Here is a 20155-nt window from a genome sequence, read left to right on the forward strand (position 1 = left end):
GCGGCTGTCGTCATTTTTCGAGCCGCGCAAAAGCACCGCGGCTAAAAGCAACCCGGTCGGCAACACTCTTATCGACGCCACTCGCCGCACGTGCTTCAATCGTGCGGTAGCGCGGGAGTGCGCCTTCGCGGTTGGCTATCTGAATATTAAGGCCCGGGCGCGCGTTCAATTCCAGCATCAAAGGACCTTCGTTTTTATCGAGGACAATATCCACCCCAAGGTAGCCAAGTCCCGTTAATTCATAACAACCGGCGGCAATTTCGAGGATGCGCTCCCAGTAGGGTACGGTAATCCCGACCACAGGATTCAGTGTGTCGGGATGGTAATCAATGGTGTCATTATGAAACACGCCGCCAAGCGTAGTTCCGGTGGCGAGGTCCACACCCACACCAATGGCGCCCTGATGCAGATTGGCCTTGCCGCCTGAAAGGCGCGTTGGCAGTCGCACCATCGCAAGAGCCGGGTAGCCAAGCAGCGTGATAATTCGAATGTCAGGCACACCCTCATAGCTGATGGCGGCGAATACGGGGTCAACGACCACACGCTGCTCGATAATGGCGTAATCGGCGTGTCCTCCAAGGCTGTAGGCACCTGAAAGCAGGCGTGAGAGATGGTAGCTGATTTCCTGAACAGTCAGCAGGCGTCCGTTGACCTGGCGAAAGCGACCAAACACGCGGTCAGTCACCACCACAATGCCATCACCACCAGCACCGTGCGCGGGTTTTATGACAAAGTCAGAGTACGGCTCAAGCAGCGTTTCAATATCGCGAATCTGGTGCTCCGTTTCGACCAGCGCATACATCGGCGGTACGGCAATACCGGCAGCAAGGGCCAGTCGCTTGGTTTTCAGTTTGTCATCAACCAGCGGATAGCGCGTGCGCGGATTATACTTGAGCACAAAATCGCTGTTACGCTGGTTGATGCTGAGCACACCACGTTGTGAAAGCCTGCGGTAAAGACCCAGCATCAGGACCCACCTCCGGCAAGCACGCGAAAACGCTTCAGCTCAAAGAGTCGATACCCTCGATACTGTCCAAACCACAAAATCAGTGCAAGCAACACGAGCAACAGCTCGGGAAACGCAAAAAGCAGGTACTGAAGTGAAGCTATACTCATCGCGCAAAAAGCAATAACGGCCGCCACCAGACTGCCAATACCGGCACGAATCGCAGCTCCCGCTCCACGCTCATCCCAGGTTATGCACATGCGCTCGATGGTCATCGTGAGAATCACCATCGGGAAGAGTGCGACTGAAAGCCCCTGCTCAAGCCCGAGATTCTGCGTCAGCACACTGATGAAAATCATTAAGAGAATCACCACCGTAAGAATGGCGGCAAGGCGCGGTACCAGCAGCAGGCGCAACTCATCGAGATAAAAGCGCGCGAGCAGCCCGAAAGACACGATGATGGTGAAAAGCGCAATTCCCCAGAGCACGTGCGTTTCACGAAAAGCAAGCGCAATCAGTACCGGCATGAACGTTCCAAACGTACTGAGTCCGATAAAATTACGCAGCAGCAGGATGATAAAAGCGCCCACCGGCACCATCAAAAGTATTTTATAGGTTTCCTGAGTGTTGACCGGCAGCTGCAGCAGCGAGAAGCGCATCATGTCGGAATCCGCCTGCACGCCTCTGGCTTTTGCGATACTGAGTGCATTGACCGGTGTCGGTGAGACCGTCAGCGCAAACTGTGCATGCCGCCCGCCGCTGACCTCAAATATGGGCTCGTCACCAAAAGACCAGACTAGAAAATCATCCGGCAGACCGGCACTGTTGGTGCGCGGATTAATATACACCCATTCCCGCCCGTTATAGACCGCGAGAAAAAGCTTGAAATCAGCACGGTTCTGACGCCCAAGGTAAATGCCCCGTACGGCCATGGCCGGTACCCGGGCCTGATTAAGTATGGTAATGGCGGCATTGACCAGCGACTCATCGGTCGGCGTGTTGCCGGTGAGCAGACGCGCATTGCCATCCTGCTTGTGCAGCTCCCGCAAAAGACTCTGTGCAAAGGTCTGAATGTCGGCAGACGACTGGCGCACCTGACTTAAAAGCGCCTCGGCCGCCGCCTGTTGATTTTCAGGGAGCGTCAGCAGTTTGACCGCCGGGGGTTTTGCCGGTGGGGATTCATTGGAATCTGTCTGGCGGAAAATCGCCCTGTAGTACAGCGACTGCGCGCCACTTGCGCGCCGCTGCGACCAGACGGTTTCTCGATTGTTACCGCGCAGATTGGTCGTAACACCGTAATTGTGCGATACAAAATACTCATCAAGAATGACGAGATACGGTGGCATCCAGGGAATCAAAAACGAGGCCTTGACGGGCGATTTGCCGTCCGCGTCAAAACGCAGACTGGCCTCAACGGTCCAGCTGTTGACCGTTTCAGTATCGGTCAGCGGGACATCAAGCGCCAGATGGCGATAAAAAAAGAGCCCCATTCCTACGAGAAAAAGGCCAACGATTAAACCATAGACGTGGCGACTGGTGCTGTTCATGAAGGCTGTTCACTGTTTTTAAGCATAAAACTTCTGGAAGGGTCAACTTTAACGCCAAAGGCTATCAGCGCTTCGCGCCCAAGCAGCAGGGGATAAATAAAACGCTTGCGGTTAGTCAGGTTCACGCGAATCATGCGCACTTCCGTACCAAGGCGCACCGGCATTAAAACCACCGGACGACGAATAGGACCCCCCGTACCGTTTTCCGTGGCCCGCGATTTTATGGCAACCCGTCCCACATACTCGCAACGAAACGCTACGGGCTTGCCCTGCTTTACCGGTACCTTGAAATAGACCCAGCTGACGCCGTTCTCTTCAACCCTCGTAATATCAATGGCATTGAGAGAGGATGATTTCGCGCCGGTATCAAGCTTCGCCGACAGGGTTACGTCCTGCTGCACCAGTGTCGCTTTTTCCACATACCCGTATATTCGCGAGTCATCGCATGCCATGGCAAACCCTGAGAAAGTTAACCCCAAAATGAGGGAGAAAAGGAATGTACGCATTAAGTCTCCACCTGCCGGCTCTTACGTTGCAATGCTAGCAGGTTTGTGACAGACGATACAACGGATGCAGCTACCGCGGGGCAAAGCGGTGGTTGCGAAAATCATCAATGGCTTCGAGAATTTCCTCATGGGTATTCATGACAAAGGGTCCAAGTCGCGAAACAGGCTCGTTTAGCCTTCGACCTGCAATGAGCAGACAGCGATTCTCAGGCGCTACGCCCTCAAGCGAAACCGCCCCTCCGCTGCCAAGGCTTGCGAGAATGCCCTCATGCACGGCCTGTGAACTCTTTTCCCCAATCACCATAAACGAACCCTGCAGCAGAAAAAGAAACGCTTCATGCGTATCAGGGAGCGTTTGTACAAAACGCGCGCCGGCCCCCAGATGGATATCGAGCAGCACCGGGTCGGTCACACGACGGGCGACAGGCGAGGACGTTCCGGCATCAGTGGTGCCGGCGATGACCTTCACGGTAACGCCGGCTTTATTTTGTTCAAGAGGAAAGGATTCGGCACTAAATTCATGATAATGCGGTGCCATACGCTTCTCTGCTGCCGGCAGGTTTAGCCAGAGCTGAATGCCACACAGACGGCCGCTTTGCTGGCGCGGCATTTCCGAGTGTATGATACCGCGCCCGGCCGTCATCCACTGCACCCCACCTGGCTCAAGAACGCCTTCGTGTCCGTGATTATCGCGGTGATGCAGCCGCCCGTGCAGCAGGTAGGTAATGGTTTCAAAACCGCGGTGCGGATGGTCGGGAAAACCCCCGATATAATCCATGGGGTCGTCACTGTCAAAGAAGTCGAGCAGCAGGAAGGGATCGTACTCATTGTGAGGATCCATGCCGATGTAGCGATGCAACTTAACACCGGCACCTTCGCGCATCAGCCTGCCGGTGAGCAGTCGCCTGACCTGGCGTTGATTCATCATCATATCCCGTGCGCACTCCTTGTTAGTGATAATAGTTCAAAAATTATACCAATTCCAGTTTCTGTCGTGCAAAAAATTCTCATTGGGAATATAATGAAACGCATTCTGCTAACCGGATATCTCATGAAACGACTCTGTACGCTGTTGCTTGCGACACTTTTCTCTGTCAGCTTCATTGCCTCCGCTGCTCCTCTTCTGACCGATACCGCCGGTAACTCCGTTGATTTTGCCGGGCTGCGTGGCAAATGGGTGTTTGTGAATTACTGGGCGGGCTGGTGCCCCGGGTGCGTGGATGAAATTCCAGCGCTCAACCGTCTGGATGCGGACAGCACTTCGCGCAATATCGCGGTTTTTGCCTACCATTACGGCCCGGAGTCAGCCATGCGCAAAAAGCGGCTGGCAGAGAAACACGGTATCCGCTACCCGTCTCTCGGACGCGACCCCGCGGCAGAACTCGGGCTTTCACCTGTTAATGGACTGCCGGTGACCTTTGTGTTTTCACCCACCGGTCAACTGGCTGAGACACTCTACGGCCCGCAGACCCTCGAAAGCCTGATGGCCGTCATGCAGGCGGACGTACCTGCAAAAGCCGCTCACGCGCCGCGGGACTGAGGCGCACCAAAAGTCGCCAGCCGCCTTCCTCTGTCGTGGATTCCTTCAATACGGCATTCAGCGCATAGAGACGGGCGCGAAGGCGCGCATCTTCCGGTGCCAGCACCCATTCTTCTTCTTTTGCTGCACCGAACAACGCTGTACTCATAAGCGTTGCGAGTAAATCGAGTCCTTCGCCGGTTTTAGCCGACAGCCAGACCTTGGGCGGCAAGTCACCGGGCGCACTCTTGATGTCCCAGCCCTCGCGCAAATCGGTTTTGTTAAAGACGAGAATCATCGGAATATCGATAGCTCCCGCTTCCGTCAACACCGCGTTGACTGCATTCACATGTTCGCGCCAGTTGGCATCTGAAGCGTCAATCACATGCAGCAGCAAATCAGCCAGCACGGTTTCTTCAAGGGTTGCGCGAAAAGCAGCCACCAGCTGGTGAGGAAGGTCACGAATAAAACCTACGGTATCGGCAAGAATGACCGTTCCGGCTCCACGAAGCTCAAGGCTTCGCATATTGGGGTCAAGGGTTGCAAAGAGTTGATTGGCCGCATGGGTGCTGGCACCGGTCAGCGCGTTAAAGAGTGTGGATTTTCCAGCGTTGGTGTACCCCACCAGCGATACGGTGGGCAAGGCTGCTTTCTCACGGGCACGGCGGTTCTGGTCGCGACTTTTACGGACTTTTTCAAGGCGCTCGCGAATAACGCGGATGCGTGCGCGTAAAAGCCTGCGGTCTGTTTCGAGCTGCGTTTCACCAGGGCCGCGCAGACCTATCCCGCCCTTCTGACGCTCAAGGTGCGTCCAGCCGCGCACAAGGCGCGTGGAGAGGTGTTCAAGCTGCGCGAGTTCTACCTGGAGTTTACCTTCAAAGGTACGGGCGCGGCGGGCAAAAATATCGAGAATCAGGCCGCTTCGGTCAATGACGCGTGCGCCAAGGAGGCGCTCGAGATTGCGGGTCTGGGAGGGCGAAAGTTCATGGTTAACGAGCACCAGATTCGCGTCTGTCTCTGCCATTAAGGCCTGTATTTCCAGCGCCTTGCCCTCGCCAATGCAGTATTTGGCCTCAGGTCTCACGCGCTGGCTGGTAACCGTACCGACAACGACCGCTCCTGCCGAACGGGCAAGCTCCCCAAATTCGGCCAGAGCAGATAGCGCATCCACATCTGGAAGCGCCATCTGCACAAGAATAGCCTGCTCAACCGCAGGTGCGTTTTGGGTCAAAATGTTTCGAACCTGTTGGCGAAAGTGGCGTCAGTCTGCCATATTTTCAGGGTCTTCACCAGTGTCCGGCGTCACGGCTCTCGATGGCACGACCGTTGAAATAGCATGCTTATAGACCATTTGCGTGACGGAGTTTTTCAACATCACCACGTATTGATCAAATGCGTCAATTACGCCATGCAGCTTGATACCGTTCACGAGAAACACGGAAACGGGGACTTTTTCCCGGCGCAGCGCATTGAGGAAGGGTTCCTGCAGCAGGGGAGATTTGGACATGGCCAGCTCCTTCTTATTGTTCTTACCTCTGTTGTCGACCGTTTTTGAAAAAGCTTTAGGGTGGGCGTCATGTGCAAAAAAAATCGTTGCGTTTTCTCACATGCTCTGTGATAAGATTACCGATGGACTACCCCAATATGTCCTTCATTCGCCCAAAATGAAATTTTTGTTGCCATCCTGGCTCAAACCCGTTACAATGCGCGCATCCTGGCCTCCCCTGAAGAGAACCATGACGGCGGACTGCACATCCCTGTTGAAGAACCACCTTCCCAGGTCGGACGCGCCTCTCGAAAACATCCGCATCTTTGCCAAAAACTCTGTTGAATATCTGGAGAAGCTTGGCGAAAAACTCCATGAAAAACGCTATATTTATGGTCTTTTTGGCGGGCTTGACGGCCTGAATCTTGCCTTCAGCATGGAAAGCTTTGTCTTCGGACTGCTCCCAAACCATGGCCCGCTTAACGCATCTGACCTGATGCACAACTGGATGTTCTCGCCTGCAGGCATTGCCATTACGGTCGTTGGCACCATTGGGCTGTCTTTTTTTTCAGCTCTTGGAAACTTTTTCGAAGAAAAAGACCAGCGCGCCGCCGCCCGGTTTTTCGCCGTATACTGGCCCTATGTTCGTGATGTTTTGAAAGCGACCAAAAACACCTGGCGCGGTGCGCGTAATGCGTTGCAGCTTGTGAAGATGCTCGATAAAAGCAGCATTCCGCTTGAGAATTTCAATGCGATGTCTCTGGGCTTTGGGCTGGTCATGGGGGCTTTTTCCGCGAGCATGCGCGTTGCCATTCGCTATATGGATGCCGAGCGTAAACGCCTCTCTAAACAAAACGAGAAGCTGCTTAAAGAAATCAAGGCGCTGAAATACAACGACTATACCCTTGAAAAACTTAGTGAGATACGTGCGGGGATACAGACGCACTCGCTTGAAAAGCGCGCACTCAGAATGTCGCTCGCTGCGGTAAACGGTACTGTTGACACCATGTATCTGCAGATGGGCATGCTGACGCTCGTATCGCTCGCCCCTGGCGTCATGATTGGCATGACCGCCTGTGTGGCCGTATTTTCCATCGCCCTCATCCTTGGGCGTATCCATGAAGAATATGAAGAACAGCGTAAAATGCGCGCCTCGGAAACCCGTGTGCTTCTTGCACTTGCCGGCAAAGAGGTGGCGCTTCATTTTCGCGAACTGCAATCCATGATGCTGGACAGCGCAACAAGTGAAGAAGAACTGGAGGCAAAACGTAAAGCCATGTTGCAGGCCGCGCAGGACTTTCAGACCCATCAGAAGACCCTTGAAAGTCTGACTGCACCAACGCTGCTCGGAGCCACCATGATGGGAGTACGCAACGGCCTTTCCGCAAACAGCGCACTCTCAGGCATCATGTTTTTTGTCGCAGCCATTCTGATGCTCTCATCGACTGCTTTCCCCCCCGCTCTGCTGATAACCTGGGTTTCTTTATGCATGGCAAGCCTCATTGCCTTTTCCGTGCATGGAATGATTAGCCACCTGTTACAAAAACCGGAAACACCCGCTGAACCCTGCGATATGGGGACGCAAAATATCAACGATTTTCTGGAAACGTTGAAGGCGCAGGAGCAAACCATCCAAAATCTTGACCCGGAAGCTATCGAGCACGCGCTTAACGACAGCCAGGATTACGATGACCTTCCCCAATCTCCGCTTCAAGACTGGTTTGAAGTGCTGCGCTGCCTGTTTTCCGGTGCCGGCAAGGGTGAGAAATTTTCAGATAATATCCTTGTGCGGGTACAGGTTTCCGATGACGCCGGACATTGGCACGATACCCCGTTAATGTTTGCCATTTCCGCTGTATTTGCGCTCATCAGCGCGCCAATTTTTGCACTGCGCGCGCTTGCCAACCGCATTGGCAAGAATGTCGCTGACAGGGCTAAGACTTCGATAATAGAAGAAATCGAGGATTATTCAGACTCACCGGACAGACTCGCGACTTCGCCCGCTCTCGGTGAAGACGATGATGAACAGGATGATGACACCCCTGAACAAACAGAAGAAAACCCCGAAAACCTCTCTCAAACACCACCACCCGCTCAAGCCCTTATCCACCCGCAACCGCTGATATCTCATCCAGTTTCAACTGAAATACCTGTACCAAAGCGCTCAAGCAGCCAAAGCCCGGTGTTTAGCTTTTTCTCTCCAGCATCGCCGCTGCCAGTCCGCCCCAGTACAGCGACTGGAATTACGAGGACGTCTGATAGAGTTGTGGATTCAGATTCGGATCATTGTACATCTTGTGCTGATAATACACCCGAAACGTTCGACGATGCGTTGATACTTCCTCCAGCAATGCCTCAAGGCACGCCCACAACTGTGTATGCTGCATCTCCAGGGTTTTGAGTTTTTGCAGACAGCTTTCCCGGTGCGATGGCTCAACATCAGTGCGTTGGGTTTGCAAATGCATGTGATAACGCTTCAGCGAAAGAATGGACAGACGGTCTATCATCATCCCGGGCGTTTCGGAATGAACCGGACAGGCGGCCTCCTGAGACGGTGAAAGCGCATTAAAGAGCAGCGTATCCATCAGCTCCATGCGGTTATTGCGCTGCTGGTTAAAGCCGTCTATGGCGCGCTTTGCGCGATACACATACTCATATCCCATATCCTCACGCCGAGCGCAGTCTTCCGCTTCCCAGAGCTGAAAGTTAAACGCATGATTTTCTTCCGCAGCCCGCAAAAATCCTTCCATCTGAAGACAGACACCCTCAGATTTCCAGCGCGCAATTGCCTCATCATGCAGCGCACGCACAGGCTTCACCCATTCAATCACAGACACGTATCCTGTCTCCCCGACGGTTTTAAAGGGAGAAAGGATACCACGCATCCCCGGTTTTACGACAGACTGACAGACGCCGATGATGACAAAGACGCATCATCGCGAAGACTTACCGCCGGCGTACGGGAAGGGGGCTTTCTACCCTGCGGCATGAAGCGCGACCTCGTTAATGAAGCCAGTGGTGCTTGAACCTGCGTCTCATCAGTAACTACCGGGGGCGCTTCTCTGTCCAGGCGATGCAGCAGGGCCTTTGCTCGAACCCAGGGAAGTATCTCGCGTGCGCCTTCGGCAAGGGTTCCTGGAACAGGATGGTGTTCAAGCCAGTCTTCAAGGGTGCCGGCTTTGTGATGCGTAAAATAGGCGTGCAGTTTCTGCGGCGTATTGGCGACACAAAAATGCAGCTGAACAGTTTCAGGTACCGGATGACGCCACCACACGTAATCATGAGGATTAATTTTTTCGATGTAGCGGCGCAAAACCGCACGAAAATCATCGACAGGTTCCATCTCAAGCAGGGTAAAGAGGGTATCAGCCATGATTCCTCCTGACAGACAATGAGGGGGTAATTTTCAGTGTAGAGGCCCGTATTCCCTTTCGCAAGAAAACAAAAACCTGCTGCTTTATGCTACTATGAAGCATTCAATTTTGGGGAACTGACACATGCGCTTCATATTCGCTCTTCTCATGTTTTTTTTACCCCTGCAGCTGCTCGCGGCAGATACCATGCCCAAACACTGTAGACCGTTGAAAGTCGCTGTGGAGCCTTTCGCGCCTGGCAGTAAAACACCGGCTTTGCTTTTTATCCGCAACCATTCCTCGACCGATCTCTGGATTACCCATCCGGTCACCAACCCCGGCGCAAGTGCTGGTTTCAGTTCACGCCTGATGCCGGGACAGTGGTCAGCACTTGCACTTAACAAGCCCAAATTCGCCATCAGCTGCATTGAGTCCATTCCGGGACACGAACAGCAGGTTCCCTGCGAGGGCGTAATTGACGCCTGCATGATGAAAAAAGTAACCTTTCCGGAAAATCTGAGCGGTACTTTCTGGGCCGGCGAAGACATGGCACTTGGAGCGCTGATTGATTATCTTGGCAGCCGTGGCATCCGATTACCCGCTGACGCCCGATAAGTGTTAAACTGGATACTGTTTGGTTAAGATACTGGTGAACAGTGAGCAAAAAGAAATCCAGGGATCCTTTCTTTGAAAGGGAATGTGAAAAATACGACAACCCCATCCCCAGCCGTGAATTCATCCGGCAGGTTCTGGAGGATTACGGCCGTCCCATGTCGCGCAACCAGCTTTTGGAAGCGCTGGACATTACCGAGGCTGAAAAGCAGGAAGCCCTTGGTTTTCGACTGAAAGCCATGCTGAGAGATGCGCAGCTCATGCAGGACCGGCGCGGGCGCTTTTGCCTGATGGGCAAGCTCAATCTCCTGCGCGGGCGCGTTCAGGGGCATCCTGATGGCTTCGGCTTTTTTATTCCTGAAGACGGCAGCCCGGATATGGTGCTTTCCGCTCGCGAAATGCGCCATGTCATGCACGGCGACCTGGTGCTCGCTCACGAAATCGGCGTTGACCGCCGGGGACGTCCCGAGGGTAAAATCCACGAAGTGGTGGAGCACGCTAATGCCTCCGTTGTCGGGCGCTTTTTCACGGAACATGGCGTCAGCATTGTCATCCCTGACAATAAACGCCTGACTCAGGACATCTCGATTCCGCAGGAATTTGCAAACGGCGCAAAAAACGGCCAGGTGGTCCTTGCGGAAGTCATCGCCTATCCCTCTAAACGCACACAGGCAATTGGCAAGGTGGCGCATATTCTTGGCGATCACATGGCACCTGGAATGGAAATCGACGTTGCCATTCATGCGCACGGTATTCCTTCTGACTGGCCGCAGGACGTGCTCGATGAAGCCGCCCGCATTCCGCTCTCGGTGGATGAAGCCTCTCTGAAAGGCCGCACCGATTTGCGTAAGCTGCCGTTTGTCACCATCGATGGCGAAGACGCCAAAGACTTTGATGACGCCGTTCTCGCGCACGAAAAACCAAATGGCGGCTATCAGCTGTATGTTGCCATTGCCGATGTCAGCCATTACGTTCAGCCAGATTCCGCACTTGACAAGGAAGCAGCACGCCGCGGCAATTCGGTCTATTTCCCGGGACGCGTGGTACCGATGCTTCCAGAATCACTCTCGAACGGTATCTGTTCGCTCAATCCGCATGTCGACAGGCTTTGCATGGTGGCGGAAATGCACATCAGCAAAGACGGTAAAATCACCCGCTCGCGCTTTTACCGTGGCGTGATTCATTCTAAAGCGCGTCTGACCTACACAAAGGTGGGTACATGGGTACAACAGGATGCGCCACCTCCTGAGCACCGTGAGATATGGCCGCACCTTAAGGCCCTGCATAGTCTTTTTACGGTTCTCGAGGGCATGCGCAAAAGCCGTGGAGCCATTGATTTTGACACCACGGAAACCCGTATCGAGTTTGACGAGCACAAAAAAATACGCAACATTGTGCCGGTTATCCGCAACGATGCACACCGTTTAATCGAAGAGTGCATGCTGGCCGCTAACGTCGCTACCGCACGTTTTCTTGAAAAAGCGGAAATTCCCGCACTCTACAGGGTGCACATGCCGCCTTCGGAAGACAAGGTTCTAGCTCTGCGCCAGTTTTTAAACGAAGTCGGACTCAGCTTAAGCGGTGGCAAAAAGCCAACGCCCCGTGATTTTCAAAAAACCATGGAAAAGCTTATCGACCGCCCCGATAAACACCTGGTCGAAACCGTCATGCTGCGCTCGCTGAAGCAGGCACAATACCTTGCCGGCAATGAGGGGCATTTTGGGCTTGCCTATTCTGCCTATACGCATTTCACCTCCCCCATCCGCCGTTACCCTGATTTATTGATTCACCGTGCCATCGGACATCTGCTGGATAACCGCGAAGCGGAAAACTTTCGCTACAGCACAGACGACATGACCCGCCTTGGCACGCACTGCTCGAGCACCGAGCGGCGTGCGGATGAGGCTACGCGTGATGTGGTTGCATGGCTTAAGTGTGAATACATGCAGGATAAAGTCGGCCAGGTGTTTCACGGGCGCATTTCGGCCGTTACAGGCTTTGGGATTTTCGTGGAACTTGATGAGGTGTATGTCGAGGGACTTGTTCATGTCACGTCACTCAAAAATGACTATTACGCCTTTGACCCCTCAAAGCATCGCCTGCGTGGCGAGCGAACGGGTGTGAGCTACAACCTTGGTGACAGCCTGACGGTACTGGTTGCCAGAGTCGACCTTGACGAGCGCAAAATCGACTTTGAACCCGTGGAAGGAGCTTCTCAGCATGGCTGAACATCTGGTCTGCGGGATTCACGCGGTTAAAGCGCTGCTGGAACAGGCTTCCCGCGAAACGCTTCGGATTTATCTCGGTGAGCAGCGCTGTGATGCACGCATGGAAGCGCTTATTGCGCTTGCAGCAGCGCAGGGCATTCCCATCGAGCGGTTAAGCAGCGCCAAAATGGACGCACGCTTCTCAAAACTGTCGCATCAGGGCATCGTCGCTGAAACGGTTGCTCCACGCACCTGGGGCGAGGCCGATTTGGAGCACTTACTGGAGCGTGCCAAAAAGCCCGCACTCATTTTGATTCTTGACGGCGTTACCGATCCTCACAACCTGGGTGCGTGCCTGCGCTCAGCCGATGCGGCGGGCGTTGATTTTGTCATTGTTCCCCGCGACCGTTCCGCACCGCTGACGCCTGCTGTCAGCAAAGTGGCCTGTGGCGCTGCCGAAACCATACCACTCGTTCGCGCCACCAATCTGGTTCGTGCCATGGAGATTTTAAAAGCCAACGGCGTGTGGATATACGGTGCGGCGGGAGAAGCTCAAGATACCCTCTACAGCCTGACGTTTAATGCAGCCACGGCGCTCGTTATGGGGGCTGAAGGCAGCGGCCTTAGACGACTCACCCGCGAGCATTGCGATGGTCTTTTCAGCATACCGATGCAGGGGACTGTAGAAAGCCTGAACGTATCGGTCGCGACCGGCATCTGCCTCTTTGAAGCCACGCGCCAGCGCATGCAGACCGGCCGTTAACCGCCCTGCATTTGAGAGATCTCTCAAGTGTTGTTGCGCCTCCATCCTCATGACAATCCCCCTCAGTCCGCTATACTGCTACACATAGGGACGACAAGGATTGTCTGACAGGAAGTCAGCGAAAGGACCGGCACAGAGGACGTGCTTCCCCGCAAGGATGCGGTTTTTCCACATTTACCACAGTCATTCACCCTTTGTTAGAGTGTACCAGTCTCAAGCTCCCAGGAACATCGGATTTACCTTCAAGAAACCATTTAACCGTTTGGCTGTTCAGCCAGGAATGCCTTCGCTAAGCGCCATAAAAAAGCACCCAGGCTTTGATAAAGGGATTGTGTTTGATTAAAATACAGACCAGATCAAAATTCAATTGTATTTTGAAAAAAGGAACACGTCCTGCACTACAAAGCAACGAAGTGACAGGCAGTTCCTCAAGGCTTCACTATCTCTGGACAGTTTTAACAATGAAACATAAATCTGAACGCCGCGCCCCTGCAATTCCTTTTGAATCACCAAAACACACAAGCAGGCAAATACTCAATCACCAAAAGGCGGTAGACGCCTTTACTGAAAAAAAATCTTCCTATCGATTCACCGATTCGTTTTCAGCCGGGTCACGAAAAAAACCGCATTTGCCACCCCATGTTCAACAACAATTTGCAACGCTGACGCGGAGGTCTTTTTCTGTTTATAAGTATCTGAACAAACATCAGCTTATTGCGCTGGTGTTTGTGCTCATGATTGGCTGTGCTTATGCAACGGATGCCTCCATGGTAATAAGGGAGACAAGACGTACACGTACAGGACGAAAAACCATAGACAAAGAATCTTTGTACGCGGATGTTTGTACGAATACATCGCTGCAGTCCATCAACAAACCTGATATCAGGCTGGCCTTAAGTGCAAGTGGTGAAATTACTCCTAAATCATGTCTTACCCTTCATAAAACCGCCGAATGCAGCAAAGATATATTGCTTTGGCTGCGTTTCACTCCAGATACAGACCGTTTAGACAGAGTTTACGGAAAATCCATGACAGAATATCAATCATGGAAATCTGCATTTTTGGGCCAATGGGAATTACTCAACCCAGACTTGCATGCGTATGATGAGACGACTGAAAGGATATGGCGCACTATCGGTGATCTCGCCATGTTGCACCATTCTATCAACGCCATTGACAGTGAAAAGGGCGGGCAGTGTGCTGATCATGCTAAAGCTGCTATCTATAAACTTTTACAGCATAAATACAACCATGGTCTCGATACTCGAATACAGCGTGTTCAGTTGGGGATGGATGCCTATGCAAAAACTGTCGATCATATGTACGTGCTTGTTGACAGCGATGCAGAGAATCTGGAAATTCAGGATGACCCTGTTGCCGTCAGAAAAGCTTTGCAGGCAATAACGCATGGAAAAATATGTGATACCTGGAATCAGGGATATTACGGTGATTTCGTTTCCGATGTGAGCGGCTTTTACCATAATCGTGATGCTCACCACAGCAGGGAGTGGCGTTATCTGTCTATAGACACATTTACTATTGATTTTTCTGTATTAAACGATTTACCTGAACCCATGAAACAGTTTTTTTGTGAGCAAATCCATGCTTTGGGGATATCTGCACCTCATGAATCAGCCTGCCTGCAATTTTTTGGCAGGGCATCTACAACAGAAGTTTTGACAGAGGTTGAAAGCCTCGATGCAATTGATGAACAGGGATTGCAGTTATAAGTCAGCTACTGAGGAAACCAAATGTTAGAGAAGTGTCGAGCCATAATGCGTTAGTGTCAGGCTGTTTTTACTGTCCAACACACGCTTATTCAGGCGTTACAATTCGAATGTATCGGATTAGAAGGCAAGACCAGGAAACGGTTACAAAAAACACGCAGATACAGCAGCATTTTTCTTTGTATCTGCGGCTCTTGATAAAAAACTGTCATTGGCTGCTGAAGCAAAAAACTCAGGTTCCCGAAAGCGATATGGCCAAGGGCTCTGCCTGATTTTCCTCAGTATTTTGATTGTTTTGACACTTGCTGACTATCCACGCAGCGAGAAGCAGTGTCAGAACAGCCGAACCTATTGCCACGAGATTTAGAATAACCTGAAGTCCGTTATATTCAAGTTTGTCAAATGCTTTAAAAAGGTAGCAGGGGGATATCTTAATCGGGAAGACACCCGCTGTTCTTGAAGGTTCCATCTGCCGGCATTCACTAAAGCGCTCTTCAGGCTTATCCATCAAGCTTGATGCGTTAAAAAATTTAAGCATACAACCTCCTTGCGAGGGGTTCATACAGAACCCGAATCATTAAACATCAATATTTTCAGCTTCAAGCGCATTGGTTTCAATAAATTCGCGCCGTGGCTCGACCTGATCACCCATCAAGGTTGTAAAAATCTCATCAGCCGCTACGGCATCTTCAATGCTGACCTGGAGCATACGGCGTACTTCAGGGTCCATGGTTGTCTCCCAGAGCTGATCGGGATTCATCTCTCCAAGACCCTTATAGCGTTGGATGGTTTGTCCGCGTTTAGCCTCGTCCATCAGCCAGTTTAACGCCTCAGCAAAAGAATTGACCGCAAGATTCTTTTCACCACGCGAAACTGCCGCGCCATCCTCAACCAGCGTTGTCAGGTGATTGCCAATCCGCATCAGGTCGCGACAGTCCCTGGACTGCAAAAATTCCATCGACAGCGGCAGCGCTATTTCCGCACCGTGCTGAATCATAACCACGCGTGGAATCCAGTTGGTGCTGTCTGCAACCGGCTGTACATCAACCCGGTAACGGTGCGCACGGCTTTCAAGCGCCTGCAAACGGACATCTAAAGCCGCTGCAAAAGCGCGTATGCGCTCTTCTGAAGCAAAATCCTCCGCGCTCAGTGAAGAGAGGGTGGCAAGCTGTTCCAACAGTTCCGTCTGGTAACGCTTTGAGAGGCGCTTAATGATTTTTTCCATCTGCCGGTACTGACGCACCAGCTCTTCAAGAGCCGCGGCTGATATCGCCGGCGCATCTTTTCCCGGGCGAAACTGCGCGTTCTCAAGCGCGCTCTGCGTCAGGTACTCATAAAGCGCTTCATCATCCTTAACGTACTGCTCCTGTTTACCGCGCTTCACTTTATAGAGCGGTGGCTGAGCAATGTAGATGTAACCCCGCTCTATCAGCTCAGGCGTCTGGCGATAGAAGAACGTCAACAAGAGCGTGCGAATGTGCGAGCCGTCAACGTCGGCGTCGGTCATGATAATGATGCGGTGGTAACGAATTTTATCGGGATTATACTCATCAGGGCCAATGCCACAGCCAAGGGCAGTTATGAGTGTGGCCACTTCCTGCGAACTCAGCATTTTATCAAAGCGCGCCTTCTCAACGTTCAGGATTTTACCTTTAAGCGGCAAAATCGCCTGAAAACGCCGATCGCGTCCCTGCTTCGCAGAACCACCCGCCGAGTCTCCCTCAACGATGTAAAGCTCCGATAATGCCGGGTCTTTTTCCTGACAATCTGCTAATTTTCCGGGTAAACCGGCGATATCCAGCGCACCTTTGCGCCGTGTCATTTCACGTGCACGCCGCGCTGCTTCCCGTGCGCGTGCGGCATCAATAATTTTTCCAACAATCGACTTTGCAATACTCGGATTTTCCAGCAAAAAGTCATTAAGTTTATCCGCCACCAGCGATTCAACAACGGCCTTCACTTCGGAAGATACCAGCTTGTCTTTGGTTTGCGATGAAAACTTCGGATCAGGAACTTTTACCGATAAAACCGCCGTCAAGCCTTCACGTGCATCATCCCCGGTAGTCGCGACTTTTGCCTTTTTAGCATAGCCTTCGTTTTCAATGTAGGTATTCAGTGTTCGTGTAAGAGCGGCTCTGAAGCCGGCAAGGTGCGTACCGCCATCACGCTGGGGAATATTGTTGGTGAAGCAAAAAATGGTTTCCTGGAAGGAGTCATTCCATTGCATCGACAACTCTACCGACACTTTGTCTTTCTCAGCCTGGAGTGAAAAAACGACCGGCATAATCGGCGTTTTATTGCGATTAAGGTGTTCAACAAATGCAGTGATACCGCCTTCGTATTCAAAAATATCTTCTTTTTGTGTCCGCTCGTCAAAAAGTCGTATGCGAACGCCAGAGTTCAGGAAGGACAGCTCGCGCAGACGCTTTGCCAGAATATCGTAATGAAATTCGATGCTGGTAAACGTCTCGGCGCTCGGTTTGAACCACACCTGGGTGCCTGTTGTGGTGGCATCGCCAGTCACCGCCAGAGGAGCATCCGGAACACCGTGACGATAATGCTGTTCATGCACTTTTCCGTGGCGGCGAATCGTAAGATGGAGGGATTCAGAAAGCGCATTTACCACACTGACACCCACGCCGTGCAAGCCCCCGGAAACCTTATACGAGTTATCATCAAACTTTCCACCGGCATGAAGCACGGTCATGATGACTTCCGCGGCAGAGCGCCCCTCTTCCTGATGGATATCCACGGGAATTCCGCGACCGTCATCGCGCACGGTAATGGATTCGTCAGAATGAATAATCACATTCACTTCATGACAATAGCCTGCCAGCGCCTCATCAATGGCGTTATCAACCACTTCAAAAACCATATGATGCAGACCCGTTCCGTCATCGGTGTCACCAATGTACATTCCGGGTCGCTTACGCACCGCATCAAGACCTTTAAGCACCTTGATACTACTGGAATCATAACTGTTTTCTACATTAATGCCATCGACGCTCATGCCTTGTCCTCTTGACTGCATTCCCAGGGGGTCTGAAATGCCTCACAGTATACCATCCTTAGGGGGGATTGTCTTTGTTATGCTGTTTGTAGACAGGGATGGCCTGTGTACCGGATATTTATATTGCGTTCATAGGTGTGCCATTTGTATTGGTAACGCAGAAGACGGGCACGTGAAGGTATGCGCGCTGGCACGATATTCCCGTGAATGTCTGTGTTACCGATACAGTGAACCCATATGGATCAGCGAAACCAGTGTGGAAAACCGTTGATACACACGCCATGTTTCACGTGAAACACTGGTCATGCCGCCGTGATGACGCCGTTATTCAATACAAACTGGCAGGCATCAAGGGATAACGCTGCTGGCGCTAAAATTTCGGGTTGTGTGGAAGTCACAAAAAATTGTCCCGCAAGTGCATCGAGCTGTTTCAACAAACGATCCTGATGGGCGAAATCCAGCTCACTTGCAAAATCATCCAACAGAAAAATGCCGTTTTCTTTTTGCAAAATGGCAGCCATGGAAAGCTTCAGTGCGTAAAGCACTGTCTTTTGCTGGCCACGGGAAAATCCCTGGCGCGGATTGATGTCATCAGACTGCAACACCAGATCGGCATGATGCGAGCCATAATGGGTATACTGACGCGCTCTGTCAGCCTCAAAATGCTGCTTCAAAACAGTGTCCAGCGACAGGCCCTGGTTTTTTCTGTCCCAGCCACGGTAATAACGCAGGCGACAGCGAAGCGGTGTCAGTGTTTCAAGCATGCCGACAAACGCATCCGCCCACTCGCGGCACCAAGCTTCACGCAGCGCATCGAGCGCATGCGCGATGGCAACCAGTTCAGCATCCCATGGAACAAACTCAGCAGGAGACGCCTGTAAACGCAGCAGACAATTGCGCTGTCGAAGCACGTGGCGATAACTTTTCCAGAGCGCATGGTACTCTGGTTTCACGTGAAACATTCCCCAGTCAAGCAGACTTCTGCGCGCTGCGGGACCTGCATCAATAATGGTGAAAATATCCTGATAAAACACATGTGACGGAAGAAAATGCGCAAGACTACTGGCGCTGGTACAGGGAGTCTGGTTAATACGTACCTGAGTTGGCTGGGTTCGGTGTTTTTGAATACTGACCGTCTGTTCATCAACGGTACGGGCAAAGACCGTGAACTGTGATTGCTCTGCACGCACCAGACTGGCTGTTTCACGGGTGCGAAAAGAGTGTCCGGTTCCAAGCAGGTATAAGGCTTCGAGAACGGATGTTTTCCCGCTGCCGTTAGCCCCCCAGAAAAAATTCCAGCGCGGATGAAGGGCAATCCGAGCCTCGCGTATGTTACGGAGATCTGTCACCTGCAACTGTGCAAGGGTCATAGCTTCATTGGCATGATGATATATTGATAATCGGCATTTTCCAGCGATTCAAGAAGGATACTGCTATCGCTTCCGGAAAAGGAAAGACGCACACTGCCACTTGAGAGGAAGTTCAGCACGTCCAGCATGTAACTCGCATTAATGCCAATGGTCAGCTCGCCGCCCGTTGTCTCTGCCTCAAGGGTTTCCTCTGCCTCTTCGCGCTGCTGATTATTAGCTACAAGGGTGAGTTGGGAGGGCTGAAGATGCAGGCGCACGGCTCGCGATTTTTCGTGCGCAAGTATCACAATCCGTGAAAGGGTGCGCCGCAGCAAATCACTGTCAATCACTGCCGTATGATGATGTTCTGCAGGGATGGCCTTCGAATAGGCCGGAAAACGACTGTCAATAACGCGTGTCAAAAACGTAAACTGTACCGTCTGCAGACAAAAATGGTTTTTCCCGGCAGACACTCCGATTGTTGCATCTTCCACATGCTGCAAAAGGCGCAACATTTCCTGAATACTCTTTCGTGGCAGCAGTAAGCGGTGAAATGCCTGTTTTTGTTCAAGCGGAATGCGGCAAATGGCCATGCGGTGACCATCTGTTGCCACTGCAGTCAGTCCGTTGCCATCAAACTCTAGCAGCAGACCATTTAGAAAAATACGCACATCCTGCTGCGACATCGCAAAATGCGTTGCCTGAAGAACCTGCAGCAGTGACTCGCGCGCAAGGGTAAATTCAACTTCAGACACTTCCCTCTCAGACGCAGGAAACGTATCCGCAGGAAGCGTTGACAGTCGATATTTTCCGCGCCCCTGGGTCAGTGTCAAGGTTGAGTCCGCACAGGAGATGGTCGGCCTCGCACCGTCTTCCAAAGAGCGCACGATATCAACGAGCTTTCGAGCGGCAACCGTAGTACGACCGCTGTTACCTGCATTATTACAGGGAATGCGCGCGCGAATTTCGAGTTCAAGGTCAGTACCGGTCAAGCTCACATAATCATCAAATACTTCAATCAACACATTCGATAACACCGGCAGTGCGTGTTTTTTGTCAATAGCCCCCGCCACTGTCAAAAGCGGCGTGAGCAGTTCTTCTTTGGGAAGGGTAAACTGAAACATGTCAAT

General features: G+C 52.1%; 17 protein-coding genes. 5 read left to right on the top strand and 12 right to left on the bottom strand.

Annotation, left to right across the window (positions count from 1 at the left end; translation table 11 throughout):
* Positions 1-10: 10 nt before the first annotated feature.
* From E4T54_RS05850 to E4T54_RS05865, 4 genes are all read right to left on the bottom strand, one after another.
* Complete coding sequence (locus E4T54_RS05850) at positions 11-967, bottom strand: alpha-L-glutamate ligase-like protein (RefSeq protein WP_028385785.1); 957 nt, start codon at positions 965-967, stop codon at positions 11-13.
* Positions 967-2493 carry an inactive transglutaminase family protein gene (locus E4T54_RS05855; protein ID WP_028385786.1) on the bottom strand — a complete coding sequence of 509 codons (1527 nt, stop codon included), beginning with the start codon at positions 2491-2493 and terminating at the stop codon, positions 967-969. The genes E4T54_RS05850 and E4T54_RS05855 overlap by 1 nt, the downstream gene beginning before the upstream one ends.
* Positions 2490-2945 (bottom strand): ATP-dependent zinc protease family protein, encoded by a 456-nt coding sequence (locus E4T54_RS05860; protein ID WP_238582786.1) that lies wholly within the window; start codon positions 2943-2945, stop codon positions 2490-2492. The genes E4T54_RS05855 and E4T54_RS05860 overlap by 4 nt, the downstream gene beginning before the upstream one ends.
* Positions 2946-3069: 124 nt before the next feature.
* Complete coding sequence (locus E4T54_RS05865) at positions 3070-3924, bottom strand: pirin family protein (RefSeq protein ID WP_028385788.1); 855 nt, start codon at positions 3922-3924, stop codon at positions 3070-3072.
* Between the two features lie 126 nt (positions 3925-4050).
* On the opposite strand from E4T54_RS05865, the gene E4T54_RS05870 reads away from it, so the two are divergent.
* Complete coding sequence (locus tag E4T54_RS05870; protein WP_058387074.1) at positions 4051-4539, top strand: TlpA family protein disulfide reductase; 489 nt, start codon at positions 4051-4053, stop codon at positions 4537-4539.
* On the opposite strand, the gene hflX is transcribed toward E4T54_RS05870, so the two are convergent.
* The 4 genes from hflX to E4T54_RS05890 form a co-directional block, all read right to left on the bottom strand.
* Positions 4490-5704 carry a ribosome rescue GTPase HflX gene (gene hflX, locus E4T54_RS05875; RefSeq protein WP_051550811.1) on the bottom strand — a complete coding sequence of 405 codons (1215 nt, stop codon included), beginning with the start codon at positions 5702-5704 and terminating at the stop codon, positions 4490-4492. The two genes, E4T54_RS05870 and hflX, sit on opposite strands and share 50 nt — an antisense overlap.
* A gap of 75 nt (positions 5705-5779) precedes the next feature.
* Positions 5780-6025, bottom strand: coding sequence for an RNA chaperone Hfq (gene hfq / locus E4T54_RS05880; RefSeq protein ID WP_028385790.1), 246 nt, complete (start codon positions 6023-6025; stop codon positions 5780-5782).
* Between the two features lie 2222 nt (positions 6026-8247).
* Positions 8248-8841, bottom strand: coding sequence for a DUF4254 domain-containing protein (locus E4T54_RS05885; RefSeq protein WP_238582785.1), 594 nt, complete (start codon positions 8839-8841; stop codon positions 8248-8250).
* Positions 8842-8897: 56 nt separating this feature from the next.
* Positions 8898-9377 (bottom strand): hypothetical protein, encoded by a 480-nt coding sequence (locus E4T54_RS05890; protein WP_028385792.1) that lies wholly within the window; start codon positions 9375-9377, stop codon positions 8898-8900.
* Between the two features lie 124 nt (positions 9378-9501).
* Here E4T54_RS05890 and E4T54_RS05895 point away from each other — a divergent pair, with 124 nt between their 5' ends.
* The 4 genes from E4T54_RS05895 to E4T54_RS05910 all read left to right on the top strand — a co-directional run bounded on the left by E4T54_RS05895 (position 9502) and on the right by E4T54_RS05910 (position 14669).
* Entirely contained in the window at positions 9502-9972 is a 471-nt protein-coding gene (locus tag E4T54_RS05895; RefSeq protein ID WP_028385793.1) for a hypothetical protein, read from the top strand.
* A 155-nt stretch (positions 9973-10127) separates the two neighbouring features.
* Complete coding sequence (gene rnr, locus E4T54_RS05900; RefSeq protein ID WP_242604345.1) at positions 10128-12197, top strand: ribonuclease R; 2070 nt, start codon at positions 10128-10130, stop codon at positions 12195-12197.
* On the top strand, positions 12190-12939 hold the full coding sequence (rlmB, locus tag E4T54_RS05905; protein ID WP_028385795.1) for a 23S rRNA (guanosine(2251)-2'-O)-methyltransferase RlmB: 750 nt from the start codon (positions 12190-12192) through the stop codon (positions 12937-12939). The genes rnr and rlmB overlap by 8 nt, the downstream gene beginning before the upstream one ends.
* A gap of 374 nt (positions 12940-13313) precedes the next feature.
* Complete coding sequence (locus E4T54_RS05910) at positions 13314-14669, top strand: hypothetical protein (protein ID WP_167755240.1); 1356 nt, start codon at positions 13314-13316, stop codon at positions 14667-14669.
* A 229-nt stretch (positions 14670-14898) separates the two neighbouring features.
* On the opposite strand, the gene E4T54_RS05915 is transcribed toward E4T54_RS05910, so the two are convergent.
* The 4 genes from E4T54_RS05915 to dnaN form a co-directional block, all read right to left on the bottom strand.
* Positions 14899-15204: a hypothetical protein gene (locus tag E4T54_RS05915; protein WP_028385797.1), complete on the bottom strand. Its 306-nt coding sequence runs from the start codon at positions 15202-15204 to the stop codon at positions 14899-14901.
* A gap of 39 nt (positions 15205-15243) precedes the next feature.
* Positions 15244-17676 (bottom strand): DNA topoisomerase (ATP-hydrolyzing) subunit B, encoded by a 2433-nt coding sequence (gene gyrB, locus E4T54_RS05920; RefSeq protein WP_420795129.1) that lies wholly within the window; start codon positions 17674-17676, stop codon positions 15244-15246.
* A gap of 302 nt (positions 17677-17978) precedes the next feature.
* A complete protein-coding gene (recF, locus tag E4T54_RS05925) occupies positions 17979-19046 on the bottom strand; it encodes a DNA replication/repair protein RecF (RefSeq protein WP_028385799.1) in 1068 nt (355 codons plus the stop codon).
* A complete protein-coding gene (gene dnaN / locus E4T54_RS05930; RefSeq protein WP_028385800.1) occupies positions 19043-20149 on the bottom strand; it encodes a DNA polymerase III subunit beta in 1107 nt (368 codons plus the stop codon). Before dnaN ends, recF begins: the two co-directional genes overlap by 4 nt.
* Between the last annotated feature and the right edge of the window lie 6 nt (positions 20150-20155).

It is taken from the genome of Legionella geestiana (assembly GCF_004571195.1).
Taxonomy (GTDB): Bacteria; Pseudomonadota; Gammaproteobacteria; order Legionellales; family Legionellaceae; genus Legionella_B; species Legionella_B geestiana.